The sequence below is a fragment of the Pseudodesulfovibrio sp. genome, from assembly GCF_028692895.1.
GTDB lineage: Bacteria > Desulfobacterota > Desulfovibrionia > Desulfovibrionales > Desulfovibrionaceae > Pseudodesulfovibrio.
The window spans coordinates 1-19,146 of the sequence record NZ_JAQUWN010000064.1; the positions used below are offsets into that span (position 1 = coordinate 1).

19 protein-coding genes and 1 pseudogene are annotated in these 19,146 nt (G+C 66.9%); 11 read left to right on the forward strand and 9 right to left on the reverse strand.

The features are described 5' to 3' along the window. Nucleotides 1–171: 171 nt before the first annotated feature. Entirely contained in the window at nt 172–777 is a 606-nt protein-coding gene (locus tag PHP91_RS13740; RefSeq protein ID WP_300141775.1) for a molybdenum cofactor guanylyltransferase, read from the reverse strand. A 78-nt stretch (nt 778–855) separates the two neighbouring features. Between PHP91_RS13740 and PHP91_RS13745 the strand changes: the two genes are divergently transcribed. From PHP91_RS13745 to PHP91_RS13775, 7 genes are all read left to right on the forward strand, one after another. Beyond that, nucleotides 856–1,683 carry an alpha/beta hydrolase gene (locus PHP91_RS13745; RefSeq protein WP_300141778.1) on the forward strand — a complete coding sequence of 276 codons (828 nt, stop codon included), beginning with the start codon at nt 856–858 and terminating at the stop codon, nt 1,681–1,683. Between the two features lie 116 nt (nt 1,684–1,799). Next, a complete protein-coding gene (locus PHP91_RS13750; RefSeq protein ID WP_300141781.1) occupies nt 1,800–2,063 on the forward strand; it encodes a hypothetical protein in 264 nt (87 codons plus the stop codon). Nucleotides 2,064–3,009: 946 nt separating this feature from the next. Then, nucleotides 3,010–3,633, forward strand: coding sequence for a CatB-related O-acetyltransferase (locus tag PHP91_RS13755; protein ID WP_300141784.1), 624 nt, complete (start codon nt 3,010–3,012; stop codon nt 3,631–3,633). 454 nt (nt 3,634–4,087) lie between these two features. Then, nucleotides 4,088–4,420 carry a YegP family protein gene (locus tag PHP91_RS13760; protein ID WP_300141786.1) on the forward strand — a complete coding sequence of 111 codons (333 nt, stop codon included), beginning with the start codon at nt 4,088–4,090 and terminating at the stop codon, nt 4,418–4,420. Between the two features lie 110 nt (nt 4,421–4,530). Beyond that, nucleotides 4,531–5,661: an efflux RND transporter periplasmic adaptor subunit gene (locus PHP91_RS13765; protein WP_300141789.1), complete on the forward strand. Its 1,131-nt coding sequence runs from the start codon at nt 4,531–4,533 to the stop codon at nt 5,659–5,661. Next, nucleotides 5,661–8,924 carry an efflux RND transporter permease subunit gene (locus PHP91_RS13770; RefSeq protein ID WP_300141792.1) on the forward strand — a complete coding sequence of 1,088 codons (3,264 nt, stop codon included), beginning with the start codon at nt 5,661–5,663 and terminating at the stop codon, nt 8,922–8,924. The genes PHP91_RS13765 and PHP91_RS13770 overlap by 1 nt, the downstream gene beginning before the upstream one ends. A 114-nt stretch (nt 8,925–9,038) precedes the next feature. Then, nucleotides 9,039–9,785, forward strand: a complete 747-nt coding sequence (locus PHP91_RS13775) for an NAD-dependent deacylase (RefSeq protein ID WP_300141795.1) — start codon at nt 9,039–9,041, stop codon at nt 9,783–9,785. A 255-nt stretch (nt 9,786–10,040) separates the two neighbouring features. On the opposite strand, the gene PHP91_RS13780 is transcribed toward PHP91_RS13775, so the two are convergent. From PHP91_RS13780 to yedE, 6 genes are all read right to left on the reverse strand, one after another. After that, nucleotides 10,041–11,147, reverse strand: coding sequence for a tetratricopeptide repeat protein (locus PHP91_RS13780; RefSeq protein ID WP_300141798.1), 1,107 nt, complete (start codon nt 11,145–11,147; stop codon nt 10,041–10,043). Nucleotides 11,148–11,215: 68 nt separating this feature from the next. Beyond that, nucleotides 11,216–11,431 carry a hypothetical protein gene (locus PHP91_RS13785; protein ID WP_300141802.1) on the reverse strand — a complete coding sequence of 72 codons (216 nt, stop codon included), beginning with the start codon at nt 11,429–11,431 and terminating at the stop codon, nt 11,216–11,218. Further along, nucleotides 11,428–12,291 carry an NAD(P)H-hydrate dehydratase gene (locus tag PHP91_RS13790; RefSeq protein ID WP_300141805.1) on the reverse strand — a complete coding sequence of 288 codons (864 nt, stop codon included), beginning with the start codon at nt 12,289–12,291 and terminating at the stop codon, nt 11,428–11,430. Before PHP91_RS13790 ends, PHP91_RS13785 begins: the two co-directional genes overlap by 4 nt. After that, a complete protein-coding gene (locus PHP91_RS13795) occupies nt 12,279–12,830 on the reverse strand; it encodes a DUF3343 domain-containing protein (protein ID WP_300141808.1) in 552 nt (183 codons plus the stop codon). Before PHP91_RS13795 ends, PHP91_RS13790 begins: the two co-directional genes overlap by 13 nt. A gap of 3 nt (nt 12,831–12,833) precedes the next feature. Continuing rightward, nucleotides 12,834–13,052, reverse strand: coding sequence for a sulfurtransferase TusA family protein (locus tag PHP91_RS13800; RefSeq protein WP_300141812.1), 219 nt, complete (start codon nt 13,050–13,052; stop codon nt 12,834–12,836). Nucleotides 13,053–13,064: 12 nt separating this feature from the next. After that, entirely contained in the window at nt 13,065–14,147 is a 1,083-nt protein-coding gene (gene yedE, locus PHP91_RS13805; RefSeq protein ID WP_300141815.1) for a YedE family putative selenium transporter, read from the reverse strand. A gap of 255 nt (nt 14,148–14,402) precedes the next feature. On the opposite strand from yedE, the gene rlmN reads away from it, so the two are divergent. The 4 genes and pseudogenes from rlmN to PHP91_RS13825 all read left to right on the forward strand — a co-directional run bounded on the left by rlmN (nt 14,403) and on the right by PHP91_RS13825 (nt 18,100). Then, on the forward strand, nt 14,403–15,467 hold the full coding sequence (rlmN, locus tag PHP91_RS13810; RefSeq protein ID WP_300141830.1) for a 23S rRNA (adenine(2503)-C(2))-methyltransferase RlmN: 1,065 nt from the start codon (nt 14,403–14,405) through the stop codon (nt 15,465–15,467). Between the two features lie 22 nt (nt 15,468–15,489). Beyond that, nucleotides 15,490–16,110 carry a DsbA family protein gene (locus tag PHP91_RS13815; protein ID WP_300141820.1) on the forward strand — a complete coding sequence of 207 codons (621 nt, stop codon included), beginning with the start codon at nt 15,490–15,492 and terminating at the stop codon, nt 16,108–16,110. Nucleotides 16,111–16,131: 21 nt separating this feature from the next. Then, on the forward strand, nt 16,132–17,133 hold the full coding sequence (locus PHP91_RS13820) for an asparaginase (protein WP_300141822.1): 1,002 nt from the start codon (nt 16,132–16,134) through the stop codon (nt 17,131–17,133). A 110-nt stretch (nt 17,134–17,243) separates the two neighbouring features. Beyond that, nucleotides 17,244–18,100 (forward strand): annotated as a pseudogene (locus PHP91_RS13825) (IS481 family transposase). A gap of 105 nt (nt 18,101–18,205) precedes the next feature. Here PHP91_RS13825 and PHP91_RS13830 read toward each other — a convergent pair. Together PHP91_RS13830 and PHP91_RS13835 are read right to left on the reverse strand one after the other, a co-directional pair. Next, the gene (locus PHP91_RS13830) at nt 18,206–18,655 is read right to left on the reverse strand and encodes a hypothetical protein (RefSeq protein ID WP_300141824.1); all 450 of its coding nucleotides are present in this window, start codon (nt 18,653–18,655) and stop codon (nt 18,206–18,208) included. After that, a complete protein-coding gene (locus PHP91_RS13835) occupies nt 18,649–19,059 on the reverse strand; it encodes a hypothetical protein (RefSeq protein ID WP_300141827.1) in 411 nt (136 codons plus the stop codon). Before PHP91_RS13835 ends, PHP91_RS13830 begins: the two co-directional genes overlap by 7 nt. Nucleotides 19,060–19,146: the final 87 nt, after the last annotated feature.

The window sequence follows — 19,146 nt, forward strand, 5'->3', positions numbered from 1 at the left end:
CATGCCAATCAATAATTAGTAGTTATCGGCGACAGGTAATAAGTTGCGGGTGCGACGGATCGCGGTGGCGAGAAGGGTGGACGTAATTTCCTGGTTGTTGCCGATGGCGGTGCGAACTCGCCTGGGCAGCAAGGTCGGGAGTGGTCGGCTGCAGGTGGCCCTCGCCGGCGTCTACAGTCCGTCGGCAAGCGCCAGGCGGTCGGCGCGGGCGAGTTCTTCAGGGCGGTTGACGTTGAGGAAGGAGAGCAGGGCCGGGTCGGCGGGCAGGAGACGCTCGACGGGCACCTCGCGGACCCGGACGTGGTCGAAGAAGCGGATGATCTTGAAGTCGTCGCGGGCGAGCTGGGCTTCGATGTGGGGCAGGCAGCGGCGGGAATAGGCCGCGCAGAGCGGTTCGCGGAAACCGTCCTGCTTGAGGGGCAGGACCACGTCGTCGTCGGGCCGGACCTCGGCCAGGAGGGCGCGGACCAGGGCGGGCCGCAGGAACGGGGCGTCGCAGGCCGCGAAGAAGCCGTGGGGGGCGCGGATGGCGGAGAGGCCCGCGTGGATGCCGGTCAGGGAGCTGCGGGCCTCGAACCGGTCCACGGCCACGGGCAGGCCGGTTTCGCGGAAATCCCCGGGGTCGCGCGCGGCGATGACGATCTCGGCGAAGATCGGGCGATACACGGCCAGGAGCCGGTCCAGGATGGTCCGGCCGCCGATTTCGAGGAACGCCTTCTTGACGTGCCCCATGCGGGTGCCCAGCCCCCCGGCCAGGATGACGCCTGCGATGTCCATGGAGGCACTTTAGAGGAAGCCGGGACGGAAGGGAAGAGAGCGCTCCACAAACCGGGCGCGCCGGGGTATGCTGCGGACATGAGATTCCTGTTCGCGTTTGCGGCCCTGGCGGCCGGGGGATATGCGGCTGCGGCCGCCAGGGTCTGGTTCGGGCAGCGGCGCATCCTCTTCCGGCCCGTGCGGGAGCTGGAGGGGACCCCGGCCGACGAAGGGCTCGGGTATGCCGACGTGGAGCTGGCCAACCGGCTGGGCACACCCCTGCACGGCTGGCGCGTGCCGTGCGCCGGGGCGCGTTTCACCCTGCTCTTCTTTCACGGCAACGGGGGCAACGTCTCCCACCGGCTGGCCTCGCTGCGGCTGTTTCATGACCTGGGCGCGTCGGTGCTGCTCATCGACTACTCGGGTTATGGCCGGAGCGGAGGGCGGCCGTCGGAGGGCGCGCTCCTGGCCGACGCGCGGGCGGCCTGGGACTGGGCCGCGGCGCAGGGGAGCCGGGCCGGGGACGTGATTCTCTTCGGCCGTTCCCTGGGCGGGGCCGTGGCGGCCGGGCTGGCCGGGGAGCTGGCCGCCGAAGGCGTGCGCCCGGGCGGGATCATCCTGGAATCCACCTTCACCTCGGCGGCGGACGTGGGCGCGCGGCGCTATCCGTGGCTGCCGGTCCGCCGGTTGATTCGCGATCGGTTCGACAGCGCGGCGGCCCTGGCCGGGGTGCACGTCCCGGCCCTGTTCGCCCACTCGCCGACGGACGAGGTGGTCCCCTTCGAGCTCGGCCGCGCCCTGTACGAGGGGTATCGGGGGCCCAAGTCCTTCCTCCCGCTGCGCGGGGGCCACAACCGGGGCTATCTGGAGATGGGGCAGGACTACCCGGACGGGCTGGCCCGCTTCCTCTCCTCCCTGGAGGGGTAGGGAAATTCTTTCCGACGTGGGCGATTGGCCTTGGTTCAACGCGCCTGGATTACTGGAGATGTTCTTTTCAGCACGGCTTTTGCTTTGCCTCGTCCAACTCGCAAGGAGGGACAAAAATGCCCGGTTTGGAACGTCTGCAATCCATCGATCACAATATCGATTCCGTCAGCCGCAAGGTGCAGGAGCTGCGCGAGCGGCGCAACGGCTCCCTGGACGCCGCCATGAACGTGGTGGACGACAACAGCGGCCGCGCCCAGGCGCGCGAGGCCGGACTGAGTCTCGAAAGCCTGACCAGCGAGCTCTCGGCCCAGGGGTTGGCCCTGCACAACCTGGACCGCTCCCGACTGGTCGATCTCCTGAGCGACCCCTTCGAGGAATAGCGGAATTCTTCCTCCGTCCCACGGGCCGGACCTGCCGAAAATCGGCGAGTCCGGCTTTTCGCTTGCCTTTTGCCCGAGCCTGTAATATCTTGCGATGATTGCGATTTGTGCAATTTCCCTGTCCCCGACCGGTGAATTCCCCCCAAAAAGGAAGAAAATGCATTTTTATCTCCTGCCGTGGCCGCAGGTTGCGGTAAAGATGCACTTTTTTTGCCCGCCCCCCCTTGCTTCACATTCCGCGCGGGCGTATATTTGAATCAACGGTAAAAGGCTATCCCGCGAAAGGGACTTCCGAAGAATTTCAAAACGGAGGGTGGGAGGAAATAGAACCGGATTTCTTTAAATTACATAATGGCGAATCGAGTCGCCCGCTCCAGAACAGAGCACAGTGCGCCAAGTAAAACACGCGCCAGGTCGCCATACAGCACAATTTTGAAATGCCGAGCCTGACGCAAAGCCGGATAACCCGGCCGGGCGCACTTTTTTTTGTCCTTCCGGCTTGGTCGCCCGGGCGTACCTGGCGCTCAGCCGATGCAATCGTAGCCGGCCACCGGGAGGCGTCTTCGCCAGGTTCGCACGCCCGACCCGCCACGCGTTCGGCCTGCGAGTGCGGCCAGGCTCGACTGGAACTCATCGCGGGCGACATCCTCTTGAAAGCGCGGCCCAAGGACGGCTTCCGTTGTCCTTCCGCCGCCCCGGAGAGGCCATCCGACACGGCTATTGCCGGGCGGCGGGGCCAGGCCGCGCCCGTCGGCTCCAAGCCGGTTTGGCCCGTCATCCCTGCGCAAGGGCGGGATGCCGCGATTGCGGTGTCGTCCGGCGACGCGGCCCGAGGCCCATCCCGGCCGCAATCGGCGTCTCCGCCCCGAGCCGCGCAGCCGCCTCCGCCCTCTTCCCGCCCGCCGGATAAAAAAGGCCGCCGAGGCCGAACCATGGAGAAAATCATATGGGGGACAATCCGTTCGACACGCCCTTTGTCGGATACGAGATACGCGAGCACCTGACGAATCCGAATATTTCGGCAGGCAGGCGCAGCTATTATTCCGGGTACTACCACGGCCGCCATTTCGAGGAGAATGTCCGTTACCTCGCCCCTGACAGGACGGATGTTGATAAACTCGTCATCGGAAAATTCTGTTCCATAGGTTCCGGAGCCATTTTCATGATGGCCGGGAATCAGGGACATCGCCATGACTGGGTGAGCACGTACCCGTTTCATTACATGCCGGAATTTTCAACGGCGGAAGACGGATTCCGGCGCAAGGGCGACACCGTCGTCGGCAATGACGTCTGGATCGGTTCGGAAGCCATGATCATGCCGGGAATAACCGTCGGGCACGGGGCCGTCATCGCCGCGCGGGCCGTCGTCACCCGCGATGTCCCCCCGTATGGGATCGTCGGGGGCAACCCGGCGCGGCTCATTCGCCACCGCTTCGGCGACGATGACATCAAACGCCTGCTGGAGCTCGCATGGTGGGATTGGCCGGACGACAGGATTCGGGAAAACGTGGCTCTCATCACGAGCGGCGATGTGGAGCGGCTCTGCACGAAAAACAGCCAAATGGCGTGACGAACGCAGCGCGGACAATGCGGCCGGACACGGGGAGGGGGCGCGGGCTTCCTCCCCTTTTTAGCGCTCCGCGCCGGCCGCGGCCGGAATCGTCCCCGGATGGCCTGGACAACGGGCCGGGAGTGCTTATCTTCAAAGTAAGAGAACGTGGACATCAAGGGGATGTTCCCCATGAGATACACGGATCAACCTCAGCGGAGGGTGCGGGGCGTTAACAGGGGAGAAACCATAAAACAGCGAAACGAGTCGCGACAGGAAAAAAGCATAGAGTGCGCGTGAAGCTCCCAAGGATTCGGGAGATGGCCTGGACAGGCAACGCGCACTTCTCTTTTGCCCGGAATCCGAAGGTGCGGGGCGAGCGGGCCGGATTCCCGGCGGGAGCGGCTTTACAACGCCATTCATTTTTGCGATACAGGTTAACAAACAATAACCTGTCAACCTATGAGGGGTTGCAATGGCCGCCAAATTCGAGATCAAGAAAACCGCCAATGGTCAATTCATGTTCAACCTCAAGGCTTCCAACGGGCAGATAATCCTCACCAGCGAGAGGTATGCCGCCAAGCAGGGAGCGAAGAACGGCATCTCTTCCGTCCAGACAAACTGCCCCTACGACGAAAGATACGATCGCCGCACCTCGCGAGCGGACGAGCCGTATTTCGTGCTCAAGGCGGGCAATGGCGAAATCATCGGCAACAGTGAAATGTACTCCGGCGTGTCGGCACGCGAGAACGGCATCGAATCCGTTAAAGCCAACGGTACGACGCAGAATATCGAAGACCTGACATAATATTTCCCCCGGAGAAGGGGGGTAGGTTCATTTATCCCGCCCCCCCGTCTTTCCCCGATGTTTCCAGTTTGGCATAGCGGATGGCGTGGGTTGCGTGATACGGTGCATCCATGAATACGCATGCCACACGTTTTTTCCCGTTGCTGGCCGCGGCGCTGATCCTGGCCGCCTGTTCCTCTCAACCCGAACCCGTGGCCGGGAAGACCGCCTATCAGCCCAGGACCACGGTCGCGGCCGAACGCGCCGCCCTGCCGCGCGTGTTCGACGCCGTGGGCACGGTCAAGGCGCGCACCGACAGCCGCGTGGAGGCCCAGGTCACCGGCCGGGTGCTCAAGGTCATGGTCCGCCCCGGCGACAAGGTCAAGGCGGGCGACGAGCTCGTTATCCTGGACAGCCGGGCCTCCACGGCCCAACTGGAGCGTTCCCGCCAGGCCATGGCCTCGGCCCATAGCCAGATCGGCCAGGCGCGCGACGCACTGGCCGCCGCCCAGGCCGCCTTCGACAAGGCGGAGTCCACCTATCGGCGCATGAAGCAGCTCTATGACCAGAAGGTCGTCACCGCCGAGGAGGTGGAAAAGGCCGAGGCCGCCCACCTCCAGGCCAGGGCGGCCCTGGGGCAGGCGCGCGAGGGCGTGAGCGCGGCCCAGTCGCGCGGCCGGGAGGCGGGCAAGGTGGTGCAGGAGGCCGAGATCGGCCTGGACTACACCACCATCCGCGCCCAGGAGGACGGCGAGGTGGCCCAGCGGCTGGCCGACCCCGGCGACCTGGCCATTCCCGGCAAGGCGCTCCTTTCCCTTCAGACCTCGGGCAGCCTCCGGCTGGAGGCCATGGTCCGCGAGAGCCTGATCGGCCGCGTCAAGATCGGCCAGGTCCTGCCCGTGGTCATCGAGGCCCTGGAGGGCGGCGCGCCCATCGACGGAACCGTGGACGAGATCGAGCCACTGGCCGACCCCGTGACCCGCTCCTTCCTGGTCAAGGCCCGGCTGCCCGAGCGGCCCGGCCTCTACCCCGGCATGTTCGGGCGGCTGCTCATCCCGCTGGGCGAGCGGGAGGGCGTGCTCGCGCCCGAGGCGGCCGTGACCCGCGTGGGCCAACTGGAGACCGTGCGCGTCAAGACCGGAGACGGCTGGCAGACGGTCTACGTCCGCACCGGCGCGGCCCACGGCGACAATGTGGAGATCCTCTCCGGCCTGTCCGGGGGTGAAACCCTCGGCGTCGGCATCGAGACGGAGGCCAAGTGATGGAGGAGACCCGCCGCAGGGACGGCGCCATCGGCGCCATCGTCCGCTTTTTCCTGACCTCCAAGATGGCCATCGTCCTGGCCCTGGCCTCCGTGGCCGTGGGCGCGGCCGCCATCATGGCCACCCCGCGCGAGGAGGAGCCACAGATCGTCGTGCCCATGGCCGACGTCGTGGTCCAGGTGCCCGGCGCGTCCGCCGACGAGGTGGAAAAGCTCGTGACCACGCCGCTCGAACGGCTGCTCTGGCAGATCGACGGCGTGGAGTACGTCTACTCCACCTCCAGCAAGGACCAGGCGTCCGTGACCGTGCGATTCTACGTGGGCGAGGACCGCGAAGACTCGCTCATCAAGCTGCACAACACCATCCTCAAGAACCAGGACATCGCCCCGGCCATCGTCTCGGGCTGGGCGGTCAAGCCCGTGGAGATCGACGACGTTCCCATCGTGGCCCTGACCCTGCACGCCGCCCACGGGCAGGAAAGCCGGTACACCGACTACGACCTGCGGCGCATGGCCGAGGAGCTCTTCCAGCGGCTGGCCGCCGTGGAGGACGTCTCGCGCGTCAGCCTGCACTCCGGCCGCAGCCGCGAGGTGCGCGTGGAAATCCGGCCCGACCGGCTGGCCGGGTTCAACGTCTCGCCCCTGGAAGTGGAGAACGCCCTGCGCGGCGCGGACCGCGCCCTGACCTCCGGCCACTTCGTCTCGGCCGACAAGTGCACCAAGGTGGTCAGCCAGTCCTTCCTGCTCTCGGCCGACGACGTGGCCAACCTCGTGGTCGGCGTGTTCGACGGCCGACCCGTCTACCTGCGCGATGTGGCCGAGGTCGTCGACGGCCCGGCCGAGCCCTCCGGCTATTCGCGCATCGGCTTTTCCAACCTCTACCTGAGCAAGCTGGACAACGCGGACGCCCGGCCCGACGCCCCGGCCGTGACCATCGGCCTGTCCAAGAAAAAGGGCACCAACGCCGTCACCGTGGCCGACGCGGTCATCAAGCGGGTCGAGGAGCTGAAGCGCACCGTGCTGCCCGCCGGAGTCGAGGTCACGGTCACCCGCAACTACGGCGAGACCGCCCACGCCAAGGTCAACGACCTGCTCTCCTCGCTTTTCTTCGCCATCGTCACCGTGGTGGCGCTGCTCGCCTTCACCCTGGGCTGGCGCGAGGCCCTGGTGGTGGCCCTGGCCGTGCCCATGTCCTTTTCCCTGGCCCTGTTCGTGAACTACCTGATGGGCTACACCATCAACCGGGTCACGCTCTTCGCCCTGATCCTCTCGCTGGGCCTGGTGGTGGACGACCCCATCACCAACGTGGACAACATCCAGCGCCACATCCGCATGGGTCGTCGCGACCCGCTGGAGGCCACCCTGGACGGGGTCAAGGAGGTCCTGCCCCCGGTCATCATGTCCACCCTGGCCATCATCGTCTCCTTCGCGCCGCTCTTCTTCATCAGCGGCATGATGGGCCCCTACATGGCCCCCATGGCCGCCAACGTGCCGCTGACCGTGTCCTTCTCCAGCGTGGCCGCCCTGACCGTGGTTCCCTGGATGGCCTACCTGCTGCTCAAGAACCGCCCGGCCGCGCCCCTCGACACGGCCACGGGCGAGGCCAGGACCACCAATCCCCATCTCCTGAAATGGTACAGGCGGATCATCACCCCGTTCCTGGGCGCGCCGCGCAACCGCTGGCTCCTCTTCGGGGCCATGCTCGGCGGCCTGGCCCTGTGCGCCGGGCTGGTCCTGCTCCGCCTGGTGCCGCTCAAGATGCTGCCCTTCGACAACAAGAACGAGTTCCAGCTCCTCATCGACATGGACGAGGGCGCCACCCTGGAGCGCACCGACCGCGTGGTCCGCGACTTCGAGACCTACCTGCGCACCGTGCCCGAGGTGACCAACTTCGTCACCTACGCGGGCAAGCCCTCGCCCATGGACTTCAACGGCATGGTCCGCCACTACTACTGGCGCGAACAGCCCAACTTCGCGGACATCCGCGTCAACCTGAAGGACAAGGCCGACCGCGACACCCAGAGCCACGCCATCGGCCTGCGCATCCGCAACGACCTCGCCGCCATCGCCAAAAAGGACCGCGCCGTCGTCAAACTGGTGGAAACCCCGCCCGGCCCGCCGGTCATCGCCACCCTCACGGCCGAGGTCTACGGCAAGCCCGGCCTGCCTTACGGTTCGCTCATCGAGGGGGCCAAGCACATTCAGGGCCTCATGGCCAAGGAGCCCGGCCTGGTCGACCTCGATGACTCGGCCGAGACCGACCGCATGATGTACGACTACGTGCTGGACAAGGAAAAGGCCGCCCTGCACGGCATCACCGCCCAGGACGTGGTGGAGACCCTGCGCCTGGCCCTGTCCGGGGCCGCGCCCGGAGCCATCCACCTGCCGCGCGAGCGCCAGCCCCTGCCCGTGCGCCTGGTCCTGCCCGCCTCCCTGCGCACCGGGCCGGAAGCCCTGGGCGAGTTGCGCCTCAAGACGCCCGCCGGGGCCATGGTCCCCCTGGCCGAGATCGGCGTCTTCCGCGAGGTCCCGGCCGAACAGCCCATCTACCACAAGAACCTCCACCGCGTGGCCTACGTCTATGCCGACACCGCAGGCGTGCCGCCGGGCGAGGCCGTCCTTGACCTCCAAAGCCGCCTCAAGGCCGACCCCATGCCGCCCGGCACCCGGGCCGAATGGGCGGGCGAAGGCGAATGGAAGATCACCCTGGACGTGTTCCGCGACATGGGCCTGGCCTACATCGCGGCGCTGATCGGCATCTACATCCTGCTCATCATCCAGACCGGCTCGTTCCTGCTGCCGCTGCTCATCATGTCGGCCATCCCCCTGACCCTGCTCGGCATCCTGCCCGGCTTCTGGCTGCTCAACCTCGTGGCGGGCGAAACCGTGGGCGGCTTCGGCGACCCGGTCTTCTTCACCGCCACCTCCATGATCGGCATGATCGCGCTGGGCGGCATCGTCATCCGCAACTCCCTGGTGCTCATCGAGTTCGTCCAGGGCGAAGTGGCCGCCGGACACCCGCTCAAGGAGGCCATCGTCCAGTCCGGCGCCGTGCGGCTGCGGCCCATCGTGCTCACCGCCCTGACCACCGCCCTGGGCGCCTGGCCCATCACCCTGGACCCCATCTTCTCCGGCCTGGCCTGGGCCCTCATCTTCGGCCTGGTCGCCTCCACCCTCTTCACCCTGGTCGTGGTCCCGAGCGGGTTCTACGCCATGTACGGCAAGGAGCTGCTGGCCGGGGAGAGCGGCGGACAGGCGAAGTAGGGGAGGCCGCCGGAGGCCTTCCCCGCACCGCCGCTCCGGCAGTTGAGCTATCATACGCATTGGGCTAGCCTTCGGTCGCCTGTCCAATCCGTCCACTGACGCAAGGAGCCCGCCATGTCCAACCACGCCCTTGAGAATGCCGCCGAGGCGCTGCGCAACGCGCGGTGCGCCATTGCTTTTACCGGAGCGGGGATTTCGGTGGAGTCGGGCATTCCGCCGTTTCGCGGGCCGGGGGGGATTTGGTCCAAGTATGATCCGGAGTTGTTTGACAAGGGGTATTTCAAGCGTCATCCGGCCGAGGTTTGGCCGGTGTTGAGGAAGATTTTCTATTCGGGCATGGAGCGGGTGAAGCCCAACGCGGCGCATCTGGCCTTGGCCGAGTTGGAAGCGGCCGGGCGGATTGCGGCGGTGGTCACGCAGAACGTGGACGGGCTGCACCAGAAGGCGGGAAGTTCCGTGGTTTATGAGTATCACGGGGCGCTGAGGCGCATGCAGTGCATGGAGTGCCGGGCGTTTTTCGATTCGGACGGCATCGACCTGGAGGTGTTGCCGCCGCCGTGTCCGGCCTGCGGGGGGCTGCTCAAGCCTGACGTGGTCTTTTTCAATGAAGGGGTGCCCGAGGACGTGCATCGCGCGGCCACGGACCTGGCCCGGCGCAGCGACTGCTGCCTGGTGGTCGGCACCGGGGGGCAGGTCGCGCCTGCCGGGCGCATTCCGATTCTGGTCAAGAACGCGGGCGGCACGGTCATCGAGATCAACCGTCAGGACTCTCTGTATACCTATAATACCAGCGATTATTTTCTGGAAGGCAAGGCCGGGGACATGCTTCCCAGGCTCGCCAGGGCGGTGCTGGAAGGGTAGGGCGGGGCGGCGTCGCGCGACGGATGGCGCGGCGAAGTCGGCATTTTACGGCCTGTGGGTGCAGACGCGTCGGCGGGCCGTCGGTGTTTTTTGGGGGGGCTCCCGCCTCGATACGGCGTACCAATTCCGCTCGACCGAGGGGAGTAAGTCTGGCATTTGGGCGCATGTTCACTTGTTTCCTGTTTGCTGGTTGTGACTTGGTAATCCCAACCGAAGCAAATCAGGGGCAGTAAACAACCTTTTGGAACTTCACAGCTAGTCCGGCATTGCGGGCGCGAGGGGCGGCAGGGGCCCGGAAGCGCCGGCAGCAAGCGGCGTCCCTTCCCCGCCATGGCCGCCGGCGGCGCGCATGGCCGCGTAGCACCGGCGGTTATGCCCGGCTTCGGCATGGTCCGGGTCAAGGGCCAGGGCCCGGCCGCAATCGGCCACCGCCTGGTCGTACCGGCCCAGCGCGCCGTTCGCGCACGCCCGGTTGTAGTAGAGGGACGGGGACTCGCCCCATTGCAGGGCTTCGTCGCAGACGCGGGCCGCCTCGGCGTCGCGCCCGAGCCGGAGCAGGACAAAGGCCCTGCCCCCGAGGGCGTCGCCATGGATGTCCGGGTCCGCCGGACTGAGGGCCGCCGCACGGCCGAACAGCTCCAGCGCCGGGCCCCAGGCCCCGAGCTCCATGCGGGCATAGGCCAGGGCGTACAGCACGTAGGGCAGGTTCCCGTCCGGGGCCATGGCCTCGGCCAGGAGCGGCACGGCCTCGCCGGGTCGGCCGAGCCGGATGAACAGCACGCCGAGATGGTGGCGGACGATGCGTTCCGACTCCCGCGTCGCCCAGGTGTGGGGGGCTTCGGGCTCCGCCAGCAGCTCCAGCGAGGCGGACATGTCGGCCACGGCCCGGTCGAGTTCACCGCCCTCGTCCAGGGCCACGCCACGGTAATACAGGGCTTCCGCGTCAGGGCCGCCGAACTCCAGGGCATAGGAATAGGCGCTGACGGCCCCTTTGTATTCCTTCATATCCATGCAGGCGCCCCCCAGTGAAAAGAAGGCGTTCGACAGCAACGGCTCGCGGTTCTTCGAGTTCGCGATGGCCCGGCAGAAGTAGTCGAAGGACTTGCGGGCTTCGCCCGACCGGTACAGGCAGCAGGCCAGGCCATAGAGCAGTTCGGGCTGGAAGGGGTCGCGCATCACCTCGTCGCGCAGCAGCGGCGCCGCCTCGACGGGCCGCCCCGACTCGGACAGGAGCCAGGCCAGATGCTCGCGACTGAGGGCGGGCATGGTCAGGCGGTACTGGACAAGGGAAAACGCGGCCAGCAGGGCCGCCAGCACCGTCCACCGGAACAGGGGAGTTTTTCGATAGTTGCGGCATGACATGCGGACAATCTATAAAATAGATACCGCTTTGTCTATCGGCTGATGGAAATCCCGCCGGAATCAACCTGCTACTCCGTCGCGCGCCTCAGGTCCCGCAGCAGCTCGTCCAGGTCCAGGCCGTAGCGCGCGGCCGCTTCGGCCACGGTTTCGAAGAGGGCGTTGCAGAGGATGCACTCGCCCGCCTGGTCGTCGCGGGCGCGGAAGACCGCCTCGGTCTCGCGGTGTTTGGCCAGGATGTCCAGGAGGGTCATGTCCGGCCGGATGCGATCCGCCTGCCCGCTCATGCGGGTTTCTCCAGAGCGCGGGCCAGGGCCGCGGGGATGTGGGCGATGAGCTCGCCGATCTGCGAGGCCGGGGTGGGCCGGGCCGCCTGCCCGGCATAGCGGTTGGCCTGGGCCGCCACGCGCGCGGCCGCTCTCGCGTCCAGGCCCGACTCCATCAGGGCGCAGGCCATGCCCGTCACGGTGTCGCCCGTGCCGCCCATGGCCTCCATGGCCTCCTCGGACGGTTCGTTGACCTCGGCCAGGACGCCGGTGCGGTCCGCGATGCGGTCCGTGCAGCCCTTGACCAGCAGACAGGCCGCGGCGTTGTCGTGCTCGTAGGCCCGGCGGATCAGCTCGGGCGCGCGGCCCTCCTCCTGAAGGATGAAGCCGCGCGTGTAGAAGGGGTGGGGCGCGTCCTCGTCGGCCAGGAAGGCCAGCTCCCCGGCGTCGGGCGTGAACAGGGCGTACTGGGCCGCCTCGCCGCTCATCTTGGCCGCGTACATGAACCCGGCGTCCGCCACCAGCGCGGGTCGCTCGCGCATGGCCAGCACGGCCAGCAGGACCTTGTTGTGCCAGTCCACGTCGGGCTGGAGGTAGTGGAAGGCCAGGGTGGAATAGGCGCGCACGGGCAGGACTTCGGTCAGGTGGCGGTAGAGGGCGCGGCTGCCGACGCCAAGCCCTTCGTCGCCCACCAGCAGGGCGTGGGGCGGCTCGATGCCGAGAAAGGCGCAGGCGGCTGCGGCCGCGGCCAGCAGGGCCGGGGTGCCCCGGTCCGGCGGAACGGGACGGCCGCCCACGGTGAGGGTCCCGCCCTCGGCCAGGGCCGGGCCGTCCAGCACGGGCACGGCCGGGTCCGGAATGGTGCCGACTACGGCGAGCATAGGCGCAGCATCTCCTCGTAGGCCAGCTCCAGCGCGTAGCCGCACAGGGTGTGGCCGATCTCGCGCGGGGCCGGTCCGTCGTCCAGGGTGCGGCCGATGAGCCGGGCCGCGATGTAGGGCACGTCCGGGCAGCCGCCGCCGGACACGTTGACGATGGTCCGGTCGCGCTTGTCCACGGTCAGTTTCATGTTGGCGGCCCGGACCATCAGGTAGTCGCCGAAATCCTTGACCTGGAAGAGGTTCACCGGGGCGAGCAGCGGGCCGGTCACGGGCACGATCTCCAGGGGCGAGACCCCGGCCTCGCCCAGGATGCGCAGCACGTCCAGCTTCTCCATGAGCGGGAACTCCACCACCAGGTCGCACCCCCGGCGGATTTCCGGCGGTGGGCCCATGACCCGGATCTCGCGGCCCGAGTCCTTGAGCGCCTTCTCCGCCCGGATGACCTCGCTGGTGGTGTCGAAAACCAGGATGCCCCGGTCCGCGCGCTTCCTGGCGCGCGGACCGGGAGCGGTTTTCCCGAACAGTCCGCCCAGTCCCAAGGCCTAGGCTCCGATGAGTTTCAGGGTGTATTCGCCGCCGTCCTCGGTGATGGACTCGACGCGCCATCCCTTGCCCTGGGCGGCGCGGGCCACGTTTTCCTTGGAGGCCTCGGTGTCCACCAGGACGTCGAGTTCACCCGAGCCCATGGCCGCGATCTTGGCCAGGGTATCCAGAACCGGCTGGGGGCAGGAAAGGCCCCGCTCGTCGATGGTTTCGCTCATGTCGTGCCTCCCTTAGGCTTTCTTGCGCATGGTCATTCCGATGAACAGGCAGACGGCCAGGCCGATGAACACGGCCGCGACGCCGTGCGGGCCCACGCCCTTGGGCGAGCTGGCCAGGCCGAAGTTGTGGGCGAAGGCCGCGCCCACGATCATGCCGAAGACGAACACGGCCGCGTCGCCGTCGCCCTCGCCCGCCATGAAGAGCTGTCGGCCGGGGCACCCCCCCGCCAGGGCGAAGCAGAGGCCCGCCAGGACCATGCCCATGAAGTTCCACAGCCCCTGGGTATGGGCCACGGGCTGGCCGTCGAAGCCGGGGTGGAACTGGCCAAGGACCAGGTTGACCGCAAAGGCCGCCGCCAGCAGAGCCACCACGCCCGAGAGCAGGTGCACCTGCTTGAACAGGATCAGGTCCCGGAACGCGCCCATGGTGCAGAACCGGCTGCGCTGGGCTATGACGCCCACCACCAGCCCCACACCCAGGGAGATGAGCAGCGGCGCGTGCATGGCGCCGGGGCCCTTCAGGCTGTAGAAGAGCACGCCCGACTGGGGCTCGCCCTCCACCTGCGGATAAAGGAGCATCAGGACCAGGAACCCGGCCATGACCAGGGGCATCATCAGGCCGACCGATCCGTAGGTCTTCTGGCTGCGGCCCAGGTTGTAGCCCTGTTTGAAGAACAGGGTGCCGATGCCGATGCCCACGATGAGACCGGCGATGCCGAACAGGGCGTTCAGGTCGCCGCCCGCCAGGCGCAGGATGGCCCGCCACGGGCAGCCCAGGAACACCAAGGCCCCGATCATGGCGAACACGCCCAGGATGAACCGGACGATGGGCGCGGACCCGGCGCGCGGCCGGAAGTCCCTGCCGAACAGTGCGGCCCCCAGGCCGCCGAGCACGAAGCCGATGATCTCCGGCCGCATGTACTGGACCACGCCCGCCCGGTGCAGCCCCACGGCCCCGGCGATGTCCCGCTCGAAACAGGCGACGCAGATGCCCATGTTGCCGGGATTGCCCAGGTACTGGAGCAGCGCGGCCAGGCAGCCGATCACCAGCCCGACGGACACGATGCCGGTCCGCGTGGCGAAAAAGTTGTTCATACCTCCTCCTTCCATGTTGCGATGAACCTTCCCCCGATGCTCGCCGCCTTGCGCGACGAAACCGCCCGAACCCCCGCCCGGACGGCTACCACATACCACATCTATGACGTTTATAGAAAGAATCTATTTGTGTCCCGAAAGGTCCTCTTACCAGCGGGTTGGCACCGGCCGGAGGATGGAGCCTGTCCCGGACGCGCCCCCGGTTCGGGCCCGCGCCCTTGACAGAAGGGGCCAATGTCCTACAAGGGAGACGCCATGCACAATCTCATCGAGCTGAACAAGACCGACCTGGAAGCCTTTGTGGCCGAGGACCTCCGCGAACCCCGCTACCGGACCGAACAGATCTGGCAATGGCTGTGGCAGAAACGCGTGCGCGACGTGGAGGCCATGACCAATCTCTCCCGCCCCCTGCGCGAGAAGCTGGCCTCCCTTGCGACCATCGCCTGGCCCGAGATCGCCCGCGTGGCCACCAGCTCGGACGGGACCATCAAATTCCTGCTGCGCCTGCACGACGGCAAGCTCATCGAAACCGTGCTCATCCCCATGGCGGACCGCTACTCCCAGTGCCTGTCCACCCAGGTGGGCTGCGCCATGGCCTGCACCTTCTGCAACACCGGCAAGCTCGGGTTCGAGCGCAACCTGACCTATGGCGAGATCATGGGCCAGATCCTGGTGGGCAGGCAGTACCTGGAGGACCAGGGCATGGCCCCGCTCAAGAACCTGGTCTTCATGGGCATGGGCGAGCCGCTGCTCAACCTGGACACCCTCATCAAGGTACTCACCGACCTGCCGTGCGAACGCGGGCTGTCCCTCTCCTGGCGGCGGTCCATGGTCTCCACCGTGGGCTTCCCGGACAAGCTCAAGATCCTCGGGGAGCTGGAGATCGCCCTGCCCGCCATCTCCCTGCACGCCCCCACCCAGGAGCTCCGGGCCCGGATCATGCCCAAGGCGGCCAAGGTCCCCCTCGACGAACTGATGCGGGCCATCGACGCCTACCCCATGCGCCCGCGCGAGCGCATCACCTTCGAGTACCTGTTGCTCAAGGACGTCAACGACTCCATGGAGCACGCGGACCAACTGGCCCGGCTCATCGACCGCAAGCGGGGCAAGATCAACCTCATCGCCTACAACGCCACCGAGGACATGCCCTACGAGGCCCCGGACCCGGACCGCGTGGAGGCCTTCGAGAAACGGCTCTGGGACCACGGCCTGACCGCCTTCATCCGCCGCTCCATGGGCGCGGACATCAAGGCCGCCTGCGGCCAGCTCAAGGCCGACCAGGCCAGGAGCGAGACCGGCGACCCCCTGCCCGAGGCCTAGTCCGGCACGGCGGGAATGGACCATGCCGATACCCGTTCGCATCTTCTCCGACTTTGCCTGTCCCTTCTGCTACGTGGGTTCTGGCATTATCGACAAGTTATCGGAAGAGTTCGACCTGGATGTGGCCTGGGTGGGCCGCGAACTGCATCCCGAAACCCCGGCCGAGGGCGTGGACGTCCTTGAGGTGGTGGACCCCTACGACCTGGAGCAGGCGACCCGCACCCTGCGCGAACGCGGCGCGCCCTACGGACTGACCTTTTGCGACATGACCCGGCTGAGCAACTCCCGCCCCGCCCTGGAGGCGGCCGAGTTCGCCCGCGACGCCGGGGCGTACCGCGCCTTCCACCACGCCGCCTTCCGCGCCTACTTCACCGAGGGCCGGGACATCGGCGATCGGGCCGTGCTCCGCGCCCTGGCCGAGTCCTGCGGCCTGGACCCGTCAGGGCTGGACGCGGCCCTGGACGACGGGCGTTACCGGGAGCGGCTGCGGGCCGCGCGCGAGGAGGCCGACCGCCTGGGCGTGAAGGCCATCCCCTGTTTTTTCATCGCTGACCAGCCCCGGCTCGTCGGGGCCGTGAACGAGGACGCGTTCCGCGAGCGGCTGCAAGCGGCCGCAACCCGGAAGATTCTCCAACCACTATAAACAGCAACATACCGCAACAACATGAGCGTGCACACCAAACAGTCCGAAATCGTGGTATTTTTCACCGGCGGAACCATCGGCATGTCCCCGGCCGAGGGCGTGCGCGGCGTGGTGCCCGGCGGCAATTTCGGCGAGCTCCTCAACCAGCTCGCGCCCCAGGATTCCGTGACGCTCAGGCCGGTCAACTGGTCCGACAAGCCGAGCGGCCACATGACTCCCTCGGACATGTTCCGGCTGGCGCGCGATGTGGAGGCGGCCCTGGCCGAGCCCCACGTGCTCGGCGCGGTCGTCCTGCACGGCACGGACGTCCTGGCCGAGACCGCCTACCTCTGCGACATGGTCATCGACTCGGACAAGCCCGTGGTCCTGACCGGGTCCATGCGCTACTACTCCGAGTCCGGCTACGACGGGGTGCGCAACCTCATCAACGCGGTGCGCGCCTGCCTGCTGCCCATCCCGGCCGGGACCGGCGCGTGCCTGCTCATGACCGACCGTCTCTTCTCCGCCCGAGAGGTAGTCAAGACCAACTCCCTGAACGTGGACGCCTTCGAATCCCGCGAGGCGGGCATCGTGGGCTACGTGGCGGGCGAGACCGTCATCCTGCCCGGCTTCCCCCTGGCCCACGCCCCCAGGCGCAAGCTCAGGCCCGCCGCCATCGAGGAGAAGGTGGCCCTCATCACCGCGTACACGGGCATGGACCGGTCGCTTATCGATCATGCAAAATTCATTGGAATGAAGGGACTTGTGATCGAAGGATTCGGCGCTGGCAACGTGCCGCCCGCCATTGTCCCGGCCCTGGAGGAGTGCGTGGCGGCCGGGTTGCCCGTGGTCCTGGCCACCCGCTGCATCGAGGGCGGGGTCTGGCCCATCTATGGCTACTATGGCGGCGGCGCGGACCTCCAGGACAAGGGCGTCATTCTCTGCGGCCGCCTGGGGGGACCCAAGGCCCGGCTGCGCCTCATGTGCGCCCTCGGCCTGACCCGCGACATGGACAAGATCCGGGAAATGTTCGCGGACGCCTAGCTGTGGAGTTATAGGAGGTTGTTCACTCGGCCCTAATCGGTCAAATTGTGTTTACGAAGACGCAATAGCCGAAAGGAGGATCGAGTGAACATTCATGTGCTGATGCCGGATTGACGCTTGTCCGTCGAGTGGAGCTTGTAGGCCGGATCAAAAGCGGAGAACGGCCACAACGTGTGGCGGCGGCGTTTGGGGTATCCCGACGCACCGTTTACAAGTGGTTGGCGCGCCACAGAAAAGGGGAGGAACTTTGCGACAAGTCCTCACGGCCCCATCATTCGCCGACAGCCCTCTCGCCTCGAACCATAGGGCAGATCGCCGCCTTGCGCCGCCAGCACCTCACCGCTCGCCGCATCGCCGCTATGCTCGGACTCTCCGCAGCGCGGGTGCACCGTGTGTTGCGTCGATTGCGCATGAACCAGCTCAAGACATTGGAGACGCCCCTTCCCCCACGGCGCTATCAGTGGGAAAATCCAGGCGATTTACTGCACATCGGCATCAAGAAACCGGGGTGCTTCGCCCGGCCTGGCCACCGCGTGCATGGCGACCGACGGAAGGCGACGCGCGGCGCGGGCTGGGAGTTCGCGCACGTGGCCATTGACGACGCCAGCCGCATCGCCTTTGCGGAAATCCTGGCCGCGAACGCAAGGAAAGCGTCGTTGCTTTTCTTTCATCGGCTCTTCGTTTTTACAAGTCGTTGGGAATTGCCGTGCGCCGGGTGATGACGGACAATGGAATGGGTTATGTTTCCAGACTGTTCCGTGAGGCGTGTTGACGGCTTGGGCTCCGGCATATCCGCACCCGGCCTTATACGCCGCGCACCAACGGCAAGGCGGAGCGATTCATCCAGACAGCGCTCCGCGAGTGGGCCTATGCCGCCAGCTATGCGAATTCATGCGAAAGAGCCAGCGAGTTGCCCCGCTGGCTCCATGAATACAACCATTGCAGGAATCACTCGGCGTTACAGTAGAAAACACCCATCAGCCGATTAGGAAAAACTGTGAACAGCGTCTTGCAACTCCACAACTAGCCTCCGCCCGGCGGCGTTCAATCCGGTCCATGGCGGCTCCCGGCGCTACGGCCGCTTTGGCGGCCGGTCGCGGGGCTCGTCCCAGTAGCTGGGCTGGCGCTTGAGAAAGGGGAAGGGGTAGCCTGCGGGCTCGATCAACTCGATGCCGGTGTCGAGGTACCGGCCCACCCATTTCGTCCCGTCACGGAGCACGAAGGTGATCCGATCCCCCTCGAATATGGGTTTGACGATCTCCAGCTGGCCCGGCTCGCCGTCGGCGCGCTGGCAGATGGCCCAGGCAGCTTCGGCGGCGGCCGCCAGCTTGATTTCGAAGCCCCGGACGCCGTCTCCATTGCGAAACAGGGAGGAGAAGGTGCCGAGATGCGGGGAGGGCGGTCCTTGGGCCATGGCGGGGTCTGTCGGGAGAAGGATCAGGAGGAGGACCAGGAAGAAGAGCGGGAAGGGCGGATGGTCGGCCGCGATCCGGCACAGGGCGTGGTTGCTTCGGGTCACCATGACGGCCAGTCCCCGCCGGTTTCGTTTCTGTATCGGTCCCAGAAGCTGGGGCGGCGTCGCAGGTTCCACCAGCTTTGCGGGTCGGGCTCCAGGGGCCGGATGCCGGACTCGGTGAACCGCCCCCGGAAGCGGCCGCGCTGCCCCTGGTCGGCATACTCGAAGGAAATGCGCTCGCCCTCGATGCGCGGATGCACGAGAACGGGCGGTCGGGGCTCGCCGTCCGCGAATTGCAGCGCGCCCTCGACGCCCTGCCCGGTCTCGACGAGCAGCAGTTCTATGCCGAGCCAGTCCCCGCCCTCCTCGTGGTAGATGAGGCTCGAAAACGTGCCGGTGTGCGGGAAGCCCCCGCCGCCGTCGGCGGGGGCCGGAATGAAGAGGACTGCCAGGAGGACGAAGTTAATCAAGATCCCACCGTGTGGCATTGCCCTGTGCCGGGCCAATCCATTTGCCTCGGTTGCTTCTGCCGCCGGGGACTTCTTGATAGAAATGGA